The following is a 14519-nucleotide window of genomic DNA, read 5'->3' on the forward strand; positions in this document are numbered from 1 at the left end:
CACCTGGTGGTGTCAGTCACCACTGATGTGACAGTATCAGCCCATGATGACGTCAGTCGACACTGATCTGATCCGGGTTCTGGCCGACCCGCTCAGGCTCCGGATCGTGACCTTGCTCGCCCGAGAGACGCTGTGTACCACCCACCTCGTGGAGGAGACCGGTGCACGGCAGACCAACCTCTCCAACCACATGAAGGTGCTGCGCGAGGCGGGGGTCGTCGAGACGGAGCCGTGCGGCCGGTACACCTACTACCGGCTCAAGCCCGACGTCCTCGCCTCGCTCGCCGGCCAGTTCGCCGAGTTGGCCGAGTCCGCGCGCGCCGCCGCCGAGAACAAGAGGGCCTGTCCGTGACCGCAGCCGAAGCGCCCGTGACCACCGCCGAGGACGCCTCGGTCGTCGCGAAGCTGTCGACGCTCGACCGCTTCCTCGCCGTCTGGATCCTCGCCGCCATGGCCGTCGGTCTGGGGCTCGGCAGGCTCATCCCCGGACTGAACGACACCCTGGCCAAGGTCGAGATCGGCGGCATCTCCCTGCCCATCGCCGTCGGCCTGCTGATCATGATGTACCCGGTCCTGGCGAAGGTCCGCTACGACAAGCTCGACGCCGTCACCGGCGACCGCAAGCTCATGGTCTCGTCGCTGGTCATCAACTGGGTCGTTGGCCCCGCGATCATGTTCGCGCTGGCCTGGATCTTCCTGCCGGACCTGCCCGAGTACCGCACGGGTCTGATCATCGTCGGCCTGGCCCGCTGCATCGCCATGGTCATCATCTGGAACGACCTGGCCTGTGGCGACCGCGAAGCCGCCGCCGTCCTGGTCGCCCTCAACTCGGTCTTCCAGGTCCTGGCGTTCGGCCTGCTCGGCTGGTTCTACCTCGACCTGCTGCCCGGCCGGCTCGGCCTGGGCGACGGCGAGCACCTCGACATCTCCATGGGGAAGATCGCCCTGAACGTCGTCATCTTCCTCGGCGTCCCGCTGCTGGCCGGGTTCCTCACCCGCCGTATCGGCGAGAAGAAGCTGGGGCAGGAGCGGTACGAGTCCAACTTCCTTCCCAAGATCGGCCCTTGGGCCCTGTACGGCCTACTCTTCACGATCGTCATCCTCTTCGCTCTACAGGGCAGGACGATCACCTCGCAGCCGCTGGACGTCGCCCGGATCGCCCTGCCGCTGCTCGTGTACTTCGCGGTCATGTGGTTCGGCACATTCGCCCTCGGCAAGGTCATCGGCCTTGCCTACGACCGCACGGCGACGCTCGCCTTCACCGCGGCGGGCAACAACTTCGAGCTGGCCATCGCGGTCGCCATCGCCACCTTCGGCGTCACCTCCGGCCAGGCCCTGTCGGGTGTCGTCGGCCCGCTCATCGAGGTACCGGTCCTGATCGCGCTCGTCTACGTCTCCCTGGCATGGCGACGGAAGTTCGGCGCCGACCGGCAGCTGACGGCCGCGCCTCAGGAGAGCTGACGCACTGTCTGGACTGCTCCGGCATCGGGGCGCAGGCCGCCGCCATCGGCGTCCTGATCAGCCTTCATCCGCGTTGTGACGGTTCATCCAGGACGACGACCCCCAACCCCCCAACGCATTCACGCTCATCGTTGACACCGCGAACGGGCCGTACGTGCGGCGCATACCTCCGGCGTTGCCCCTGCCGTCCGGCGTGGAGCACGGCCCGGGTGCCGAAGCGGCTGCACACACCGCGGCAGCCACCTGGTGCTTGCCGGACTTCGTCTTCCAGTCCGCCTACGCCGGCAAGGGCTCCGGGCGGCGCGAGCTCGGCGACAGGCTGCTGCTCGTCGGCGGACGTGGCGCAGTGGTCCAGGTCAAGGCACGTACCGTCCAGCCCAAGGAACCGGCTGGAGAGGTTGCCTGGAGCCAGAAGGCGGCGACCAAGGCGATGCGCCGGGCCAAGGGCACCGTGCGCCAACTGCGGATGCTGCCCGCCGACATGGTCAACGGCCGCGACCGCACCCTGTCCGTCGACGGCAACGCCTTCGAGTGGATCGGGGTGTTCCTGCTGGACCACGGGCAGGTACCCGACGGCACGATCTGCTCGTTGGAGCCGATCGGCATCCCCGCGATCGCCCTGACGCGGCGCGACTGGGACTTCCTCTTCGACCAGCTGCGCTCCACCACCGCCGTACTGGACTACCTCTTCCGCGGCGCCGCCGAGCCGCCGATCGCCCTGGGCGAAGAGCCCGTGCGGTACTACGAGTTCGCCGCGGCCGACGAAGAGGCGCCTCCTGCGGACGTCGACACCGAACTCGTCGGCCCCAGTGGCCGGTTGTTCTCCACACCGCTGTTACTGCCGCAGACACCGGTCGGCGCCACGGGCACCCGCGCCCACCCGGTGCTGCGCCTGGTCATGGAGGACATCACCACCAGCCCGCTGCCGGACCACGTCGGCGAGGCGGACCGCCTGGCGATCCTCTCCGGATCTGGACCAACTCCCCGTTGCGATCTTCGGCAGCGACGTGCAGCTCCGCCATCACGAGGTCGCCGAACGCATCAGCCGACCCGATGGACTTGTCACCGTCGGAGTGATGCTGACGCCGGGCCGCAGCGGCGGGCGCCCGTGGGACACCACGATGATCCGCGTCCACGGGTCCAGCACGTTGACGGAAGGAGGAGCCGCGGAGTTCGCCAAGATGTGGAACGTCAGTGCCGCGACAGCCTGATCCCCGCGCCCGGTGAAGGTCAGGCCGCAGGGACAGCCGCGGTCAGCATCTGCCCCATCGCGGCCACGACCGACGGCTCGACCCGGTAGTACACCCACGTGCCGCGCCGCTCGGACGTCAGCAGGCCGGCCTCCCTGAGCTTCTTCAGGTGGTGGGAGACCGTCGGCTGCGAGACGCCCACGTCGGAGATGTCGCACACGCAGGCCTCGCCGCCCTCGTGCGAGGCGACCAGGGAGAACAGGCGCAGGCGGACCGGGTCGCCGAGCGCCTTGAACATCGCGGCGGTCCGCTCGGCCTCCTCGGCCGTCAGCGGCCTCTCGCTGAGCGGTGGGCAGCAAGGCACGACACCCTCGGCAACCTCGGGCTCCAGCAGCGGCAGCACCTTGATGTTCGACATACGTCTATGTTGACATACGTCGAACCAGAGCGGCCAGGCTCCGCAGTCTCAGCGGCCAGGGTCCGCAGTCTCATCAGCCTCGGTGCACGTACGCCGCCGGGCGCCGTGCGATCCGGCTCGCGTCCCTGCCGACCCCGCGGAGGGAGTTCGAGGACAGACTGCGCTGCCACTCCAGCCCCACGTAGGCGACGCAGGGGTGGGTGAGCGAGACACCCTCCCGGTGGAGTGGGCGTCCGTGCTCGTCGAGCGCGCCAAGCGGGGCCGGGCAACCGAGGTCGGGGCGGTGACCGGTGGCCAGCGGGATCGTGTCGACCTCCTCCCTTCTGCCGTCGGCCAGGTGGCCTTGGGGCCGTCGAGACCCGTGAACACCGGACGCCGGTCCAGTACGCCGGCGACGACGACGGCCCGGTATCGGCCGTCATCGATGACCGCTGGGTCGGCGGAGTGCGCAGAAATCGGCCGAGAGGCAGGGTGTCGGCCCCGGTTCGATTCAGCCACCCGTGCAGATCCCGGCCGAGCGTGCGTTGTGCCGCGAAGCGCACCGGGCGACGCACGGCAAGGGTGACCTGGGTATGCGGGGCCGGTTCGGCGGCAATCTGCACGGCGGAGTTCCCACCGCCGACGACCACGCGCTGCCCGGCGAACGGGACCACGCGCCGCGCGGACAGCTCGTCCCCGCCCTCCAGCACGAGGGTGAAGGTGCCGCCGGCGGCGGCCCGGACCCCCGTACCTCCTCGACGCGCGTCCCCGTGCGGATGTCGGCGCCCAGGCGGTTGACGTAGCGCAGCAGATATACGACGACCTCGCCCCGGTGCGGATAGTGATCCAGGCCCCCGATGAAAGGCGTTCCGGCGCATCCCGGGAAGAGAGCCGTCTCCGGCGGGAGAGAAGAGCGTGGGGCTGTCGTAGCGGCGCGGCCATGCATGAGCCGGTCGGCTGCGGACGCCTCCGGGACCACGGGCTCCAGTCCCTGCTGGCGCAAGGCATGCGCTGCGGTCGGTCCGGACCGGCCGCCCCCGATCACCGCGAACGTCAACCCGTTCCCTACCCAGTCCCCCAGATTCGATGAATGTCTATGTTGACGCTTATCGATACAGGTGCCATTCTGAGACGCAAGAGATTGACGGATGTCGAAACAAAGGGGAACGTCGTGGCTGCGTCCATTAACAGCGTGCTCACCACCGACCAGCTGCCCGTCGTGGTCATCGGAGCCGGCCCGATCGGCCTGGCCGCCGCCGCCCATCTCGTAGAGCGCGGCATCGAACCCCTGGTCCTGGAAGCCGGCCCGACGGCGGGCAGCGCCGTACGCGAGTGGTCCCACGTCCGGCTGTTCTCCAACTGGGGCGAGGTCATCGACCCGGCCGCCGAGAAGCTTCTCGCCCCGACCGGCTGGGTCCGCCCCGACGCCTCCACCTTCCCGACCGGCGGCGACTGGGCAGAGCGCTACCTCCAGCCCCTGGCCGACGTCCTCGGAGACAAGGTCCGCTACGGCGCCACAGTGACCGGAGTGGCCCGCGCCGGCCGTGACCGCATCGTCGACGCGGGCCGCGATGAGCAGCCCTTCACCGTGCACATCCAGTCCGCCGAAGGCCACGAGGAGCGGATCACCGCCCGCGCGGTCATCGACGCCTCCGGTACCTGGTCCACCCCCGGTCCCGTCGGCGCGGACGGCCTGCCCGCCCTCGGCGAGAAGTCGGCCACCGACCACATCTCCTACCGCGTCCCCGACCTCAACGAGGCGGCCGTACGCGCCCGTTACGCGGGCAGGCGCACCGCCGTGGTCGGCTCCGGCGCCTCCGCCTTCACCGCCCTCGCCCTCCTCGCCGACCTCGCGAAGGAGGAGGCCGGCACGCACGCCGTGTGGATCCTGCGACGCCGCATCGGCTCGAACACCTACGGCGGCGGCGAGGCCGACCAGCTCCCCGCGCGCGGCGCACTGGGCCTGCGCGCCAAGGCCGCTGTCGAGGCCGGCCACGCGAGCGCGGTCACCGGAGTCCGTACACAGGCTGTGGAACACGACGGCGACCAGCTCGTCCTGGTCGCGGAGGACGGCCGCCGCCTCGACCCGGTCGACGAGGTCATCGTCCTGACCGGCTTCCGCCCTGACCTGTCCTTCCTCTCCGAGCTCCGCCTCGGCCTCGACGAGCGCCTCCAGGCCCCGACCGCGCTCGCCCCGCTCATCGACCCGAACGTCCACTCATGCGGCACGGTCTACCCGCACGGCGTCAACGAGCTCTCCCACCCCGAACAGGGCATCTACCTGGTCGGCATGAAGTCCTACGGCCGCGCCCCCACGTTCCTCGCGATGACCGGCTACGAGCAGGTCCGCTCCATCACCGCCGCCCTCGCCGGCGACCAGGAAGCCGCCGAACGCGTCGAGTTGACCCTCCCGGAGACGGGCGTGTGCGGCGGCGCGGGCCTCTTCGACGAGCCGGAGAACGCCGAGCAGTCCGGCGGCGGGTGCTGCGCCGCCCCCACCACCCTCCAGATCGGCATCGCCGCCCCGGCCACCACCTCCGGTGGCTGCTGAACTCCCCGCCCACCCCGGGAGGTTCGCCATGACGTCCCGCGTCCAGGATGTTCCCGGACTCCGCCTGCTCAAGGTCGGTGACGGCTGGTACCTGGTACGGATGCCCGCGGAGGTCGGCTTCCCGGCGCTCGCCCTGCTCCAGCCCGGTATACCGGGCACATCGCTGGGTTAGGCGGGGCAGGAGGGGCCGCGGTCAACTGCTTCGGGTTGCGCCGCGCCGCCGCTGTGCGGGCGGAGGCGGCGAGAAGGTGTCTTCCTCGTCTTCCAGTGGCGGCAGTTCGACGGTGTAGCGCGGCTGGAGAAACAGATCGTGGTACTGCGGCGCAGCCGACGAGTCTGCTGCGTTCTGCATGGGGCGCGCGGGATCGCGGTGGGGAGAGGTAGCAGGCATGCACAACCATCCGAAGTTGGGGGGCCGCTCGATTCCATGCGGAGCCGTCGACCGGTGACTACCGGTATCTGTTTGCTCCGCGCGGCAGCCCCATTAGATCGTATGAGTGGTTGACGGAACGTGAGCGCGTGGCATGAGAAGCGATGCAGTACGGAGATCCGGTCGCCGCGCCGACGTACGCGCCCCCACCCACACATACCTGACCGGCCTGGTCCTCGCCATCTCTGCGATCAGTAGGACGAGTGGTGGGATCGTGGATCGTGGGCTTCAGTGTCACCTGCCGCGCCGATGGCCGCGCAGGGTCGCGAGGCTTCCCACTCCGATGACCTTCACAAGGATGACGGCCAGGACGATGGCGCCGGCACCCCATCCCAGCCATCGCGAGGCCGCGAGCGCGGATCCGCCGAGCACCAGGTGCGTACCGACGGCGACTGCGGCGGCTCCGCCTATCGCGTTGAGGGACCAGCGTCGCGTGGTGCCCTGGGTGTGCCTCAGCCCCTCCTTCAGGTGCGGGTCGTCGGCCTCGCCGGCTTCGTCCGGCTGAACGCTGAGCGCTTCAGATCGTTGCCAGGTCACTGCCAGGTGGTCGCGCCTGCCGATCTTTTCGAGGCGTCCGGCGACGAGGTCCTGGATCCGTTGCAGGTCTTTCTCGTCGGCGGCTTCGGCGCGTAGCGTCAGCGTGCCGGGGGCGGCCTGCATGGTCCACTGGCCCCAGCTCAGGCGAGCGGTCCCGTAAGTCTCGGTCCATTCGATGTGCTGGACTTCGGGGGGCGATTGCGTGTCGCCACCGTGAGCGCGCGGTCGATGGCCGAGGGGTCGGCCCATTTGGCTGATGTGTCGGCAGAGTTGGACGAGGTACCGGCTCGGGCGTTCGGTCTCGACATGGGCTTCGGATGTCAGCATGGCATTCCTTTGTGGGTTTCCTTTGTGGGTTTCCTCCGCTTCGGCGAGCGCCTTCAAGCGCACCGACGCCAGACCGCAGAGGTGATGCGAAGAGAGTTCAGCTGATGACCAAGTCGGCTCGCCTCGGCCGAAGTTCAGACCCTGGCGAGGGCAACGATCCAGGCCCGGATGCCGTCCGGATCGGTGGTGATGTCGATCGTGCTGGATTCGATGGAGTCGATCCGCCATCCGTCGGTGAACGTGGCTTCGATCTCGTCCTGCGTCACCCGATGCACCCGCTCCCAGCCGTCGCTGGACTGCTGGTCGCTGGACTGCTGGTCGCTGAAGCAGAGCATGAAGTAGCGGGCGCCCGGAAGCACTGCGGACCGAAGGCCGTCGGCATAAGCGGCGCGGTCATCGTCGTTGAATAGGTGAAAGAGCCCGCAGTCGAGCACGGTGTCGAAGGACTCGCCCAGCTCGGCCAGCTCGGCCAGCTCGGCCAGCTGCCGGGCATCCCGCAGCAGGAACCGCGCCGTGAGCCCCCGTTCGCGCGCTTTTCCCTCGGCCGTCTCCAGGGCCCTGAAAGCGAGGTCGATGCCTGTGGCGTCCAGGCCGAGGCCAGTGGACATGAGTACGTGCTCACCGGTCCCGCAGCCGACGTCCAGTACACGTCCGCGAATGGCACCCGCGTTGGCGAGGGCGAGGAACGCAGGTTGGGGCCGGCCGATGTCCCAGGGCGGCGGGGTCACGTACAGGTCCTCGGGCCCTCGCGGCGGCTCGGGTCCGGGGTGGGGCGGAGGGTAACGAGGTGAGGCAGCCATGCAGGTGTCCTTGCCCTCGCGGGTGACTGTCCGGGCCTTCGCCCGGATCTTCTGCGGTCACCAGCTTTATCGATACACTATGTCTCCGTCAAGTCATAGTGTATCGACATCGTCATCGCGTACGCTATGGACGTGCCGAAGCTGTGGAACGAGACGATCGAGGCGCACCGCGCGGCCGTACGCGACGCGATCCTGGAGACCACTGCGGCGCTGGTGGGCACGCATGGGCCGACGTCGGTGACGATGTCGCAGATCGCGGCGGAAGTCGGCATCGGACGGGCGACGCTGTACAAGTACTTCCCGGACGTCGAAGCGATCCTGTTCGCCTGGCACGAGCGCCACGTCAAGGACCACCTCGAACATCTTGCCCGCGTCCGGGATCAAGCCGGCGACCCTGGCCAGCGGCTCGGAGCTGTGCTCGGCGCCTACGCGCTCATCACCTACGAGCGTCCCCACGGCACCGAACTCGCGGCACTCGTGCACCGAGGCGAGCACGTCGCCCACGCGCAGCAGCACCTCAGCAACCTCGTCCGAGACGTCATCGCCGAGGCCGCGGGAAGTGGCGATGTCCGGGACGATGTCGCGCCCGACGAGCTCGCGGGCTATTGCCTCCACTCCCTCGGGGCAGCCGGCACCCTGACGTCCAAGGCCGCGGTCAGCCGACTCGTCAACGTCACTCTGACCGGGCTGCGCCCTCCACGCCGACCTCGGATGAACCGGCCCGCCGCTGGGGACCACCCGGGAGCCGAACTCGGCACCGACTGCTGAACATCAGCTCCGCATAGGCAAGTTACGACCCCTCAGGCTCCGCCGCCGGGGCCGCGTTCTCGATGATCCGGCACACCAGGGCCTCGTCCCCGCGGTCCACGGCCTGGTCCGCCTGGGCACGGGCGCGCTGGAGGGTCGTACGGAGGGCTTGGAGGTCGGCGATGCGGCGTTCTATGTCGGCGAGGTGCTTGTCGAGGAGGTCGGTGACGAGGTCGCAGGGCCGTTCGCCCCGGCGCTGGAGGTCGAGGATGTCCTTGATCTCTTTGAGACTGAGGCCGAGGGCCTGGGCCTGGCGGATGAAGCCGAGGACCGGGACGGCGTCGTCGGTGTAGGTGCGGTAGCCGGCGGCGGTGCGCTCGGGCGGGTCGATGAGGCCGCCTGCCTCGTAGAGGCGTACGGCCTTGGGGCTGAGCCCGGTCCGGGCGGCGATGCGGCCGACGGTGAGCATGGTGGGGCTCCGTTCGTAAGGCGTGTCTCCAGTGTCGGCTTGACCTTGCCCTATGGGCAAGGTTTTAGCGTCCGGACATGAACACGGATCAAGGAGCCGGCTGTCCGGCGATGACAGTGGAGCCGCTGAGCGCTGCATGCGCGGCCGCGGTGGAGCAGGGCGAGCACGCCTGCTTCGGGATCAGCCCGTTCAACAGCTACTTCTCCACCGGCCGGATTCGCGAGCTGGCGGCGTGGGGGCTCGCCCGCTTCGAGCGCGTGGACTTCTTCGTGCCGGATGCGCCCAGCGCCTTCACCTTCGAGGCGTTGGGGTACGCGCCGGAGAAGGCCGCGTGGAAGGCGCGCCGACAGGGTCAGTACACCCGCAACAAGATTGCTGCGGCGCTGGGTTCGCTCGGAGTGGCCGACCCCGGGGCGAGGGTTCTGGGCTGGGCCGAGTTGGAGAGCAACGCGGCCTTCGGGCGGCTCCACGAGCAAGGGCTGAAGCGGTACGTCGAGGACGCCGACTTCCGGGACGCGTGCCGTGACGCCACCGGCTGGGTGCTGGCCGGGAAGTTACCCGCCGGACAGACGCCGGACGAGGAGCAGATCGAGCGTGCGGTGCGCTACTTCCTGGCCGAGCTGCCACTGTTCCTCGACACCCCCTCCATCGTCGACTCCGGGATGTCGGTCTTCTGCTACCACCAGCCCCCCGCCGTGCTGCGGCGCCTGTACGCCGGTGAACTGAACTGGCGGCCCGCCGCCGGACAGGGTTTCGCCGTGGTCACACCAGCGGGCCCGGAATGACTAGACAAGGGACATCCATCATGGCTACCACAACGGATACCCGCCCCTAGAACTGGAGCTCGCGATCACCGTGTCCTGCGAGGATGAGGGCGCATATGACTTCCAACTACCCCTTTTTTAAAGGGACTTGAACGTATGCTCGGCTGCGGCCTCTCACCGGGAGGGGCCGCAGCAGGGGGAGAACTGTGTCAGAGATTTCCCGGCGGGCCATGCTGGGCGCCGCCACCGGCACGGCCACAGCGGCAGCGCTTCTCACCGCGGCAGGGACAGCGCAGGCAGCCGCCACCGTGGACGACAAGAGCGAAGACACCCGGCAGGCCACGAACCAGGAGACCGATACGCCCATGGCCGTCACTACCGAAGAGCAGAAGTACGAAGCCTATGTGGCCAGCAGCGAGGACGAGTGGCTGACCCACGCCATCTTCGACGCCCACTCCGATAGCGGCGACATGTGGGCCTTCGTCGACGCGGCCCTGGCCCGCCTGCGACAGAGGTACCCGAACATGACATTCACCGGGAACGTTCGGCGGTACGACCAGGTGGTCACTGACATCGCACACCCGTAAGGACTCGCTTCCGGAACGGGCACAACGCGAGCCGGATCGAACCCGGCAGTGCCGTACCGGCTGCTGGGCGTGCTGGATCCGACAGCCGGCCGACGGCTGTGGCACCGGCGCTCTGGGGACCGAATCCGCCTGATGCGGTCGGTCTCTCATCGCCGGACGGTTCCACCTGCCGGTTCCGACTGCCGGTTCCGACTGGCGGTTCCACCTGTCCACCTGGTCAACCCCGATTTCGAGTGCCCCCGGCGATCTCGCATTCCAGACAGTGTTTGTCCCCTCAGCTGAGGGATTCGGGCCAAGTGGCCCGGTTCCGCCCGCTGCTCGCTCGGGGTGTCCGGGAACTACCCCAGGATTGTCCTTGATCGGTAACGGACGCATCCTGTGGCCGTCGTTCCTCGTCCTGTCAGGTGGTTACGAGGTGACCAGGGATAGCGGCGAGGAACTGCGGGAAAGCGGGGCGGACATGGCGCGGCACGGTGGCGGGCGAGGCTGGTACGGCAAGGTGCTCGGCGCGGCGCTCGGGGTGACGTTGCTCGCCTGCGGTGCCTCTGTGTGGACCGCGCAGGCCGGTGCCGTGAGCGGCTCGTCGCCGAAGGCGACCACGTCGGCCACGCCGGGCGATGACGTCAAAGCGGTCGCGGTGACCATCGCGCACGCCTCGGACAAGGGGGCGCGCGGCGTCAACCTCACCATCGACGACGGACCCGACCCCGTATGGACCCCTCAAGTGCTGGACGTGCTCCGGGAGTACGGGGTGAAGGCCACGTTCTGCATGGTGGGGACGCAGGCGCAGGCCTACCCGGATCTCGTGAAGCAGGTGGTCGCAGAGGGGCACCGACTGTGCGACCACTCGGTGTCGCACGACACCACCATGGACAAGAAGTCCGAGGCCTACCAGTCGCAGGAGATACTCGACGCCGAACGCATGATCACCGAGGCGTCCGGGGGCGTCCGACCGATGTACTACCGGGCGCCCGGCGGGGCCTTCACCCCGTACAGCCGCACGCTCGCCGCCTCCCGTGGCATGCGTCCGCTGGGCTGGAACGTGGACACCAAGGACTTCGAGCGGCCGGGTACGGACGCCATCATCGCCACAGTCGAGCGGGAGCTGCCGAGCGGGCCGACGCTCCTCTTCCACGACGCGGGAGGCGACCGCTCCCAGACCGTCGAGGCCCTGCGCCGGATCCTGCCCCAACTCAAGGAACAGGGTTACTCCTTCGGCTTCCCGGTGCGCTGAGCCCCGGCGCCGGTCGAACTCGGCTCTGCGACAACCGCTGACGGCGCAGAGCCCGACATCATTGCGCATGACGGGGCCGAAACCGTCGTTGCTTCAGAATGGTGCGATGGATCATCAGTTCGTTGGCATCACGGAGTTGACCGGCGTTCCCCGTGTTGCGGTCGTCATCGACGTCATGCGCGCCTTCACCGTGGCCGCCTGGGCCTTCTCACGTGGTGTCGAGAGGATCGTCCTGGCCTCGACGGAGAGTGAGGCACTTGCGTTGAAGGAAAGCCACTCGGGTTGGCTGGCGCTGAAGGACGGAGCGCCGGCAGCGGGCTTCGACGCGGTGAACTCACCTGGCTTGCTCAGGTCACGCGATTTCGCCGGTCGCACGCTGGTGCAGAGGACGACGGCCGGAACCGTGGGCGCACTCGCCGTCGCGGACGCGCCGCTGGTCCTGTGCGCGAGCTTCGTGGTGGCCGGCCCGACCGCGCGGTTCTTGCAGGCCAAGGATTCCGGTCCCGTGACGTTCGTTGTCACCGGCGAGGGAGGCCAGGCCGACGAGGATCTGGCCTGCGCCGAATACATTGGCCACTGTATGGCCGGAGGCGACGTCGAGGCGGCCCCGTATCTCCACCGCGCGAGGACCTCTCGTGCCGCGGCGGACCTCGCCGGTGGGCTGCGGAGCGGATACCACCCGGACGATGTCGATCTCTGCCTGGAAGTCGACAGGTTCCCCTTTGCGATGGTGGCTCGCAAGGAAGAATCTCTGACGGTGCTCCGTCCTGTTACGGTGCCTGACTCCCCGTCCGGTCTCCGCTGAGCCAGGACCGCGCACCACAGGCACGCCGGGCAGTTCGGCGTCCGGGGATGCCCGGCGTCCGCCTCTGGTCATCCGTCCTTCGGGCGGTCGAACGTCTCCCCTGCTGAGCGGAAAACGCCCGGTGGCGACAGTGCGGGGGTGATGAGGACGACAAGGTCGGGGAGAGCGGACTTGGACGGGGTGCCGTCATCTTTGAGGCTGCCCGGTTCGTCTTTCCATGCAATCAGGTGGATCACGACCGGGTGTCGGACCGCGGGCAGGGCGAACTCCACTGTTTCAGGCCATGCTTCGGCGCCCACCGCCTTGATGCCGCTGAGCCACATCTGCCCTGGCTGACAGTTCGGCGGACCGACCGACGGCACCTGCGCGGACCTGGGCTCCGAAGTTAGTCGGCCGGATCGCGTTGACCTGCGTGGACTGGATTGACTGAGACGGCTGCGGGTCGCCCCGGCGGCCGTCAGGCCGCCGGGTGTCGGGTCTCGGCGTACACCTCTAGTTGCTCCGCGGAGTACAGGTGACGGTGCTCAGGGTTGAATGGGTTGGCCGGGAGGCCGAGTGGGGTCGTAGTGCGTGCGGGCGAAGGTGTCGTTTGCGCGGTGGACAGTGTCGGGTTGCGGCGGTGCCGGCCAGACGCTCATAAGGTGTTCTTCCACAGGAGTGTCGCCTTCGTGTGCATCGCCTTCATCGCGTCCGCGTGCCTGAACACGGACGCGGTACCAGCCCGCCCCGGCCGTGGCGAAGTTCCCGGCGTCCTCCTCGACATCCCCGCCCCACCGGAACAGCCGCAGGATGCCACTCGTGCTGCAGATGCTCACGTCCACTACGGTCTCCCACTCCCGCCCCGGCAGGAGTGGTTCATCCGCGCAGTGCTGGGTGGTCAGTCGTATCCAGCCGGTGTGCGTGCCCGCGAGCACCGTGAGGTGTTCTGGGCCCCCGGCTGCCAGGCTGTTTCCCGCGAAGATCCGCCCAACCGTGTCGGTGTCGTCGTACTCGCTGAGAAAGTCGTCGCCCTGGAGGTAGTACTGCCCATAGGAGACGAACATGCGATCTGAAGTCCACTTCGTGTAGCGCATCCACCGGATCATGCCCTGCCCAACTGACAGCGCTGCCTTGGGAAACTCCGCGATCCGGGCAGTGGGCGGAACCTGCCTCCCACTCCCGCTCATTGGGCACCCCGGCCGACCGAGCTCACGACCGTGCGCGGCCCCGTCAGCTCGATCGACAGACCCGTGAAGACCAACTTCCGCGTCCTTCGGCTCATCCGCTCGTCCGCTCGTCCGCTCATCCGCGCGGACGTCGGGGACCACCGGCGAGCCATCCACGTGGCGGGCGAAGTAGTCCGGAGCATGCCGACGCTCTCGTTCGCCGTCGTGCCAGTGCAGCCAGAACGGTTGCGAGGCAATCCGTGCCACCCTTGGGTCGAAGTCCATGAGCAGGAGCTGGTCCCGCTCCAACCAGGACTCGAAGCCGACGTGCCGCCCGGTACCAGCCCGCGAAGTGACGCTCACCGCGAGATGTAGGGCCCCGCAAGATCCAACCCAGCTGGTACGGCCGTCAGCACCCCCAGCGCGATCACCTACACGCCTAGGTTCACGGAGACAGAAGGCGAAACGACTGGGTTCGCTGGACACCGTCTCGGCAGGGTGCGGAGAAGCAGTCGTCCGGGAATCCTGGCATGCACGAAGTCCGCGCCCCTGCCTCGCTTCCGGGGCGACACGACGCCGTTTCCTATGCCGGGCCGGGAGTGTCGAGGAAGCGATGCAGTACGGCGGCCTCCGCGCGGAGGCGTGCGGCGTGGTCGGCGTGTGCGGGGGCGGTGAGTTGTGCTGCGACCTCCAGTCGTTCGGCGGCCTCGGCGCGTACGACGGCCACCACATCGCTCTCGCTCAGCTCACGCCGCGCCGCTTCGGTGGTGCCGACTCCGACCGGTGACTGTTCAAGGGCCACGCCACGGAGCTCGGCTTCGCCCACGGGCACGGCCTCGGCGTTGTCCAGCGCGGCAAGCGTTGCGCGCAGGGCGCTGACCGCGGCCTTGTCACGAGCGCGCATCGCTTCCGGCAGTGCTTGACGCATACGAAGACGTAGAGACATGCCGGTGACCTTATGGGGGCCGCCCCTGGACCCACAACGCCCGTCGGCCACACGCCACCCGGTCCCGAGGCCTCCGTCCCGATTCCACCCGGCCCCGATTCCACCCGGTCCCGAGGCACCCCGTCCCGA

At 68.7% G+C, this 14519-nt stretch carries 19 protein-coding genes; 11 read left to right on the forward strand and 8 right to left on the reverse strand.

Going from position 1 to position 14519, the window contains the following annotated elements; translation table 11 throughout:
* Positions 1 to 43: 43 nt before the first annotated feature.
* The 3 genes from ACIPC1_RS37115 to ACIPC1_RS37125 all read left to right on the forward strand — a co-directional run bounded on the left by ACIPC1_RS37115 (position 44) and on the right by ACIPC1_RS37125 (position 2761).
* A complete protein-coding gene (locus ACIPC1_RS37115) occupies positions 44 to 352 on the forward strand; it encodes an ArsR/SmtB family transcription factor (RefSeq protein WP_402525426.1) in 309 nt (102 codons plus the stop codon).
* Positions 349 to 1461 (forward strand): ACR3 family arsenite efflux transporter, encoded by a 1113-nt coding sequence (arsB, locus tag ACIPC1_RS37120; RefSeq protein ID WP_402525429.1) that lies wholly within the window; start codon positions 349 to 351, stop codon positions 1459 to 1461. Before ACIPC1_RS37115 ends, arsB begins: the two co-directional genes overlap by 4 nt.
* 154 nt (positions 1462 to 1615) lie before the next feature.
* Positions 1616 to 2761 carry a hypothetical protein gene (locus tag ACIPC1_RS37125; RefSeq protein ID WP_402525431.1) on the forward strand — a complete coding sequence of 382 codons (1146 nt, stop codon included), beginning with the start codon at positions 1616 to 1618 and terminating at the stop codon, positions 2759 to 2761.
* Here the strand turns inward: ACIPC1_RS37125 and ACIPC1_RS37130 are convergent.
* A complete protein-coding gene (locus ACIPC1_RS37130; RefSeq protein ID WP_402525434.1) occupies positions 2692 to 3069 on the reverse strand; it encodes an ArsR/SmtB family transcription factor in 378 nt (125 codons plus the stop codon). The genes ACIPC1_RS37125 and ACIPC1_RS37130 overlap by 70 nt on opposite strands.
* A 500-nt stretch (positions 3070 to 3569) precedes the next feature.
* Between ACIPC1_RS37130 and ACIPC1_RS37135 the strand changes: the two genes are divergently transcribed.
* The 3 genes from ACIPC1_RS37135 (at position 3570) to ACIPC1_RS37145 (ending at position 5771) form a co-directional block, all read left to right on the forward strand.
* Positions 3570 to 3851: a hypothetical protein gene (locus tag ACIPC1_RS37135; protein WP_402525437.1), complete on the forward strand. Its 282-nt coding sequence runs from the start codon at positions 3570 to 3572 to the stop codon at positions 3849 to 3851.
* A gap of 368 nt (positions 3852 to 4219) precedes the next feature.
* Complete coding sequence (locus ACIPC1_RS37140) at positions 4220 to 5599, forward strand: NAD(P)-binding domain-containing protein (protein WP_402525440.1); 1380 nt, start codon at positions 4220 to 4222, stop codon at positions 5597 to 5599.
* A gap of 28 nt (positions 5600 to 5627) precedes the next feature.
* Positions 5628 to 5771, forward strand: a complete 144-nt coding sequence (locus ACIPC1_RS37145) for a hypothetical protein (RefSeq protein ID WP_402525442.1) — start codon at positions 5628 to 5630, stop codon at positions 5769 to 5771.
* Positions 5772 to 5792: 21 nt separating this feature from the next.
* On the opposite strand, the gene ACIPC1_RS37150 is transcribed toward ACIPC1_RS37145, so the two are convergent.
* The 3 genes from ACIPC1_RS37150 to ACIPC1_RS37160 all read right to left on the reverse strand — a co-directional run bounded on the left by ACIPC1_RS37150 (position 5793) and on the right by ACIPC1_RS37160 (position 7621).
* Complete coding sequence (locus ACIPC1_RS37150) at positions 5793 to 5951, reverse strand: hypothetical protein (protein WP_402525444.1); 159 nt, start codon at positions 5949 to 5951, stop codon at positions 5793 to 5795.
* A gap of 312 nt (positions 5952 to 6263) precedes the next feature.
* Positions 6264 to 6950, reverse strand: a complete 687-nt coding sequence (locus ACIPC1_RS37155; RefSeq protein ID WP_402525446.1) for a DUF2218 domain-containing protein — start codon at positions 6948 to 6950, stop codon at positions 6264 to 6266.
* Positions 6951 to 7027: 77 nt separating this feature from the next.
* Positions 7028 to 7621: a class I SAM-dependent methyltransferase gene (locus tag ACIPC1_RS37160; RefSeq protein ID WP_402525449.1), complete on the reverse strand. Its 594-nt coding sequence runs from the start codon at positions 7619 to 7621 to the stop codon at positions 7028 to 7030.
* Positions 7622 to 7825: 204 nt separating this feature from the next.
* On the opposite strand from ACIPC1_RS37160, the gene ACIPC1_RS37165 reads away from it, so the two are divergent.
* Entirely contained in the window at positions 7826 to 8461 is a 636-nt protein-coding gene (locus ACIPC1_RS37165) for a TetR/AcrR family transcriptional regulator (RefSeq protein WP_402525452.1), read from the forward strand.
* Between the two features lie 22 nt (positions 8462 to 8483).
* Here ACIPC1_RS37165 and ACIPC1_RS37170 read toward each other — a convergent pair whose 3' ends face one another.
* On the reverse strand, positions 8484 to 8909 hold the full coding sequence (locus ACIPC1_RS37170) for a heavy metal-responsive transcriptional regulator (protein WP_402525454.1): 426 nt from the start codon (positions 8907 to 8909) through the stop codon (positions 8484 to 8486).
* Positions 8910 to 8986: 77 nt separating this feature from the next.
* Between ACIPC1_RS37170 and ACIPC1_RS37175 the strand changes: the two genes are divergently transcribed.
* The 4 genes from ACIPC1_RS37175 (at position 8987) to ACIPC1_RS37190 (ending at position 12299) form a co-directional block, all read left to right on the forward strand.
* Positions 8987 to 9694, forward strand: a complete 708-nt coding sequence (locus tag ACIPC1_RS37175) for a tRNA-dependent cyclodipeptide synthase (protein ID WP_402525457.1) — start codon at positions 8987 to 8989, stop codon at positions 9692 to 9694.
* Between the two features lie 185 nt (positions 9695 to 9879).
* Positions 9880 to 10260: a hypothetical protein gene (locus ACIPC1_RS37180; RefSeq protein ID WP_402525459.1), complete on the forward strand. Its 381-nt coding sequence runs from the start codon at positions 9880 to 9882 to the stop codon at positions 10258 to 10260.
* Between the two features lie 460 nt (positions 10261 to 10720).
* Positions 10721 to 11494, forward strand: coding sequence for a polysaccharide deacetylase family protein (locus ACIPC1_RS37185; protein WP_402525542.1), 774 nt, complete (start codon positions 10721 to 10723; stop codon positions 11492 to 11494).
* A 106-nt stretch (positions 11495 to 11600) separates the two neighbouring features.
* Positions 11601 to 12299 carry a 2-phosphosulfolactate phosphatase gene (locus tag ACIPC1_RS37190; RefSeq protein WP_402525461.1) on the forward strand — a complete coding sequence of 233 codons (699 nt, stop codon included), beginning with the start codon at positions 11601 to 11603 and terminating at the stop codon, positions 12297 to 12299.
* Between the two features lie 68 nt (positions 12300 to 12367).
* Here the strand turns inward: ACIPC1_RS37190 and ACIPC1_RS37195 are convergent, their stop codons facing one another.
* From ACIPC1_RS37195 to ACIPC1_RS37205, 3 genes are all read right to left on the reverse strand, one after another.
* A complete protein-coding gene (locus tag ACIPC1_RS37195) occupies positions 12368 to 12622 on the reverse strand; it encodes a hypothetical protein (protein ID WP_402525463.1) in 255 nt (84 codons plus the stop codon).
* A 201-nt stretch (positions 12623 to 12823) separates the two neighbouring features.
* Positions 12824 to 13372: a hypothetical protein gene (locus tag ACIPC1_RS37200; RefSeq protein WP_402525466.1), complete on the reverse strand. Its 549-nt coding sequence runs from the start codon at positions 13370 to 13372 to the stop codon at positions 12824 to 12826.
* A 655-nt stretch (positions 13373 to 14027) separates the two neighbouring features.
* Entirely contained in the window at positions 14028 to 14348 is a 321-nt protein-coding gene (locus ACIPC1_RS37205) for a hypothetical protein (RefSeq protein ID WP_402525544.1), read from the reverse strand.
* Positions 14349 to 14519 lie beyond the last annotated feature (171 nt).

The sequence above is a fragment of the Streptomyces sp. NPDC087263 genome (assembly GCF_044744645.1).
Taxonomy (GTDB): domain Bacteria; phylum Actinomycetota; class Actinomycetes; order Streptomycetales; family Streptomycetaceae; genus Streptomyces.